The 3,508-nt window shown below is 39.3% G+C and carries 5 protein-coding genes; 1 reads left to right on the top strand and 4 read right to left on the bottom strand.

The window, feature by feature from the left end; all coding sequences use genetic code 11:
- Positions 1-388: 388 nt before the first annotated feature.
- Positions 389-1,195: a hypothetical protein gene (locus VZ94_RS21020; RefSeq protein WP_045780744.1), complete on the bottom strand. Its 807-nt coding sequence runs from the start codon at positions 1,193-1,195 to the stop codon at positions 389-391.
- A 326-nt stretch (positions 1,196-1,521) separates the two neighbouring features.
- On the opposite strand from VZ94_RS21020, the gene VZ94_RS26300 reads away from it, so the two are divergent.
- Positions 1,522-1,776: a hypothetical protein gene (locus VZ94_RS26300; protein WP_157845007.1), complete on the top strand. Its 255-nt coding sequence runs from the start codon at positions 1,522-1,524 to the stop codon at positions 1,774-1,776.
- A gap of 125 nt (positions 1,777-1,901) precedes the next feature.
- Here the strand turns inward: VZ94_RS26300 and VZ94_RS21010 are convergent, their stop codons facing one another.
- Genes VZ94_RS21010 through VZ94_RS21000 form a run of 3 tightly spaced genes read right to left on the bottom strand, consistent with a single transcriptional unit; the run spans position 1,902 to position 3,281 of the window.
- Positions 1,902-2,126, bottom strand: coding sequence for a hypothetical protein (locus tag VZ94_RS21010; RefSeq protein WP_045780742.1), 225 nt, complete (start codon positions 2,124-2,126; stop codon positions 1,902-1,904).
- Positions 2,126-2,485 (bottom strand): hypothetical protein, encoded by a 360-nt coding sequence (locus tag VZ94_RS21005; RefSeq protein ID WP_045780741.1) that lies wholly within the window; start codon positions 2,483-2,485, stop codon positions 2,126-2,128. Before VZ94_RS21005 ends, VZ94_RS21010 begins: the two co-directional genes overlap by 1 nt.
- A complete protein-coding gene (locus VZ94_RS21000) occupies positions 2,445-3,281 on the bottom strand; it encodes a hypothetical protein (protein ID WP_045780740.1) in 837 nt (278 codons plus the stop codon). The genes VZ94_RS21005 and VZ94_RS21000 overlap by 41 nt, the downstream gene beginning before the upstream one ends.
- Positions 3,282-3,508 lie beyond the last annotated feature (227 nt).

Genomic DNA, 3,508 nt, shown 5'->3' with positions numbered 1-3,508 from the left:
TGTTGGTCAAAAACGGAAACCAAGCTCAAATAATGGCAAAATTACGCTGCTTTTCGGCCAATCTACTGCGCTGGTCAGGCGCGAAGAATTTTCAGCAAAAAATCGAGGAATTTGTTGATTTACCTGAGACACTCATTTCAACACTTAAGCAAGTTAATTTTTTATGAGAAAGCCGTGTAACTTTCACAGATAGCGAAGGCCAAAGTTTGCAGGATTTTATTAAAAGCATGGCTTGTAGGTGAAAATCCGGGCTTTTTTTGATGAAATGTCAACAGAACCTTGTGCGTAGGGCGGTTTCGCGACAGCAAACCGCCATCGGTGCGTTTCGTAATGGCGGATTGCCTATCGGCGAATCTCCTTACCGCGTTATTTTACCTGGTTAGCCATTTCATAGCGAACCTATCATGCTTTTAAATTGCCTACGGTTTTTCTTTCTCGACGAAAGTTCACTTATTAGGTATTTAAGGCATTCTTTAACAATGTTTGCTCTATTTAAACATTCCTCATCACTTAAACTATGAACACCCTCGCTTAATACTTGATAAAGTCTACCAAGGGGATTAAGGCCGTCAGGCTTTAAATATTCTGGTAATGCTTCATTTGCGATTTTAATTTTATCGCTCATTGGTGACTCTTTTCTGAGTTCAGATAATAATTCAATCATTTTTGAATTTGGTTCTGAGCATTGAACATCATTTAACACTAAATCGATTAGCTTGATTGTGTTGTTTTCCACAATCCTTCTCAGATAAGCAAATGCAGCAATGCCATATCCATGAGACAAGCAGACTATAGCTTTTTCATAGTTTTCAGAGTCATCAGAAAAGAACTTTTGCAGAGTTCGATCCCTCTCTAAGTGCTTTCGTGGCAGCTGTCCGTATTTTTGAATCTTTATGGTTTTGTCTCCGACGGTTTGTTCTATCAAATACTCATGACGTTCTTTTCTGCACGTTACGCATGTGAATTCAAAGTATGAAGTGCCGGTTGAAAGAGCTTTAACCGCCATCCCAGTACCGCCTCCCCTGCTTCTCATGTCATGGAATGGCCTTACCATTCCGCATTTTTCACAAAACGAGTCAATTGCCTCGATCCATAAACTTGATCGAGTTACGTGCGGCTTCTTGAACTCTGCCCATGTGTACAAGGGCGCAGTCTCAAGAAACGACTTGATCTCTTTGTCGGTTAATACTTCCATTGTTTGTTGTGCCTCTGACTATATGGCTAACTAGTATGTAGGTGCGCCCGGAATGGCGGATTACCTATCGGCGAATCCCCTTACCGAGTTTGCCTATGCTCTCTGGTATTGCGTGCCGACTGTATGTTTGGCTCACGATTAACTAGCCTAGCCGAGCACTTTTTTTCTGCCTCTTTAATGGCGGCAAAAAATACGATCAAGATCATTGCCGTATCGTGCGGCATGGGCGCTTCTGGCCCTACGAATTTCTTCCACGATGGGATCATCTTTCATTGATTAATTCCTCTGGAGAACAAAGTATTGGACTATTATAGCCTGACAAGTTAATGACTTGGGTTATTCTGTTTCGTGTGTTGGCATTGTTGATGTGTTTGAAATTCCAGTGCGTAGGGCGGTTTCGCGACAGCAAACCGCCATCGGTGCGTTTCGTAATGGCGGATTGCTATCGGCGAATCTGCCTTACCGAGTTGGTGCATGGAATGCACCCTACTTGGCTAAGCATCCAAACACAAGACGTAACCTTCACAGATAGCGAAGGCCAAGGTTTGCAGGATTTTATTAACAGCATGGCTTGTAGGTGAAAGTCCTGGCTTTTTTTGATGAAATGTCAACAGAACCTTGTGCGTAGGGCGGTTTCGCGACAGCAAACCGCCATCGGTGCGTTTCGTAATGGCGGATTGCCTATCGGCGAATCCGCCTTGCCGCGTTAGCGTCCGCTTAAATTTTTTGTTAAGGTTGTTTTAACTTCAGATATAACTTTTTTGTCTTTTCTATCGAGCTGAATATCAACATTGTACTTACCATTTTGTCGATCTTCCGACAATGACTCTAAAAATATCTTTTGTAGTTTCATGACGTTTTTTATATCACCATGCTCTTTAAGCTCATTTATCATGTAAAGCAGTTCAATTTTTGAAGAAGTATTTGACATTATGCTACCTCGGAAAGTGCGGCTCGACAGATTGAAAAGCCCTCATCCAATTTTAGTAAATTTTCCTGTATGACCTGTTCTATCTGAATGTAACTCAAGAAATAGAGCATTTCTTTATGGTCTATATGATGCTTAACTGAAATCCCAAGGGTCAAAACGGGTTTGCCTTCGATATTCAATTTTTCAAATATCATCGTAATGTAGTCTTTCCAAATATGATTGCTGCCGGTATCAAAGGCAAACTGGCTATTAGCACTATATACAACACTTCTTTTTGATCTAATTGCAAGAGCAATTAGACCAGAATCGGCAGGGATATCAGTTAGGTCCTCTAAATATTCTTGACCAGTGCGATGCACAGCAACAAACTTTTTCGTAATTGTTAGTTGATTGATTAATCTTTCGAAAATGCACTCTTACATCACGCCAATCAAACAGGTATTGTCCAATGTAATAACTCATCCCGCTTAAATAGGTCTTCAGTATTTGAGTATCTGTATGTTTATCTTTTTTTGTATCTAAATCAATTACAAATGAATCAGTAAATAAGCTTAAATGACGTTCAAATTCGGAAATAGAATTAATATATCTCGGTAACAGTTCGAAAAAATCAGATTTTATGGGAAATTTAAAGTCAACGGGTATAGCTAATTTATGTTTTTTATCTAATATCTCTTCAGCATCTTCCTTGATAGAGTTGAGATACGCTTTTTCTCGCTCTATCTCTTGTTTTTCTTTATCAAGGTTTGCTTTCATTTCTGTCAATTTATCGAAATTGTATTCACCTTCGACTTTCTTTGCTATTTCATCCTTTTTGCTATTGTAATAATGATCTATCGCTTTCTTGTCTCCAAGTAAAATTTCCCAAGTCTGAATTTTGTATTTAGTTTCTTGCCTCTTAAAAGATTGCAGCAATATGATCAACAAAATAGAAAATACGACTAACCAAGATGAAAGCAAGCTAACTAACATAGCTGACCGGTTTTCTTCGGTAATACCTAGTAAATTTGCAAAGGCGAGAAACTCAGCAATCAAAATACTAGCTCCACCAGACAAGGAAAGAGCTTTGATCCAATTAGCATCAAAGCGGAGTAACATTAGGGCTGAGCCAACTCCAGTGACGGCTCCTACAAGAATAAACGCCAACATATCCAAACTTAATTTCCTTTTGTAATTATTGTTTTGATGGAAAGCCCAAAAAGTGATTATACGACTCTATATATCATGCAACTTTTGGTAATTTACATCAAGTCTGAGTCTAGGCCGTCGAAATCCCCGCTCTATTCAAGCTTTATTATTCCCGCTTTTGGGCTGTTTTTTTCCAAAAAAAAATGCGCGGCGTTTCTTACATACGGTATAGGGAATATTGTCTCGCTCCCAAA

Source organism: Methylocucumis oryzae (assembly GCF_000963695.1).
GTDB classification, from domain to species: domain Bacteria; phylum Pseudomonadota; class Gammaproteobacteria; order Methylococcales; family Methylomonadaceae; genus Methylovulum; species Methylovulum oryzae.
This window is presented reverse-complemented; position numbering and strand designations above follow the sequence as displayed.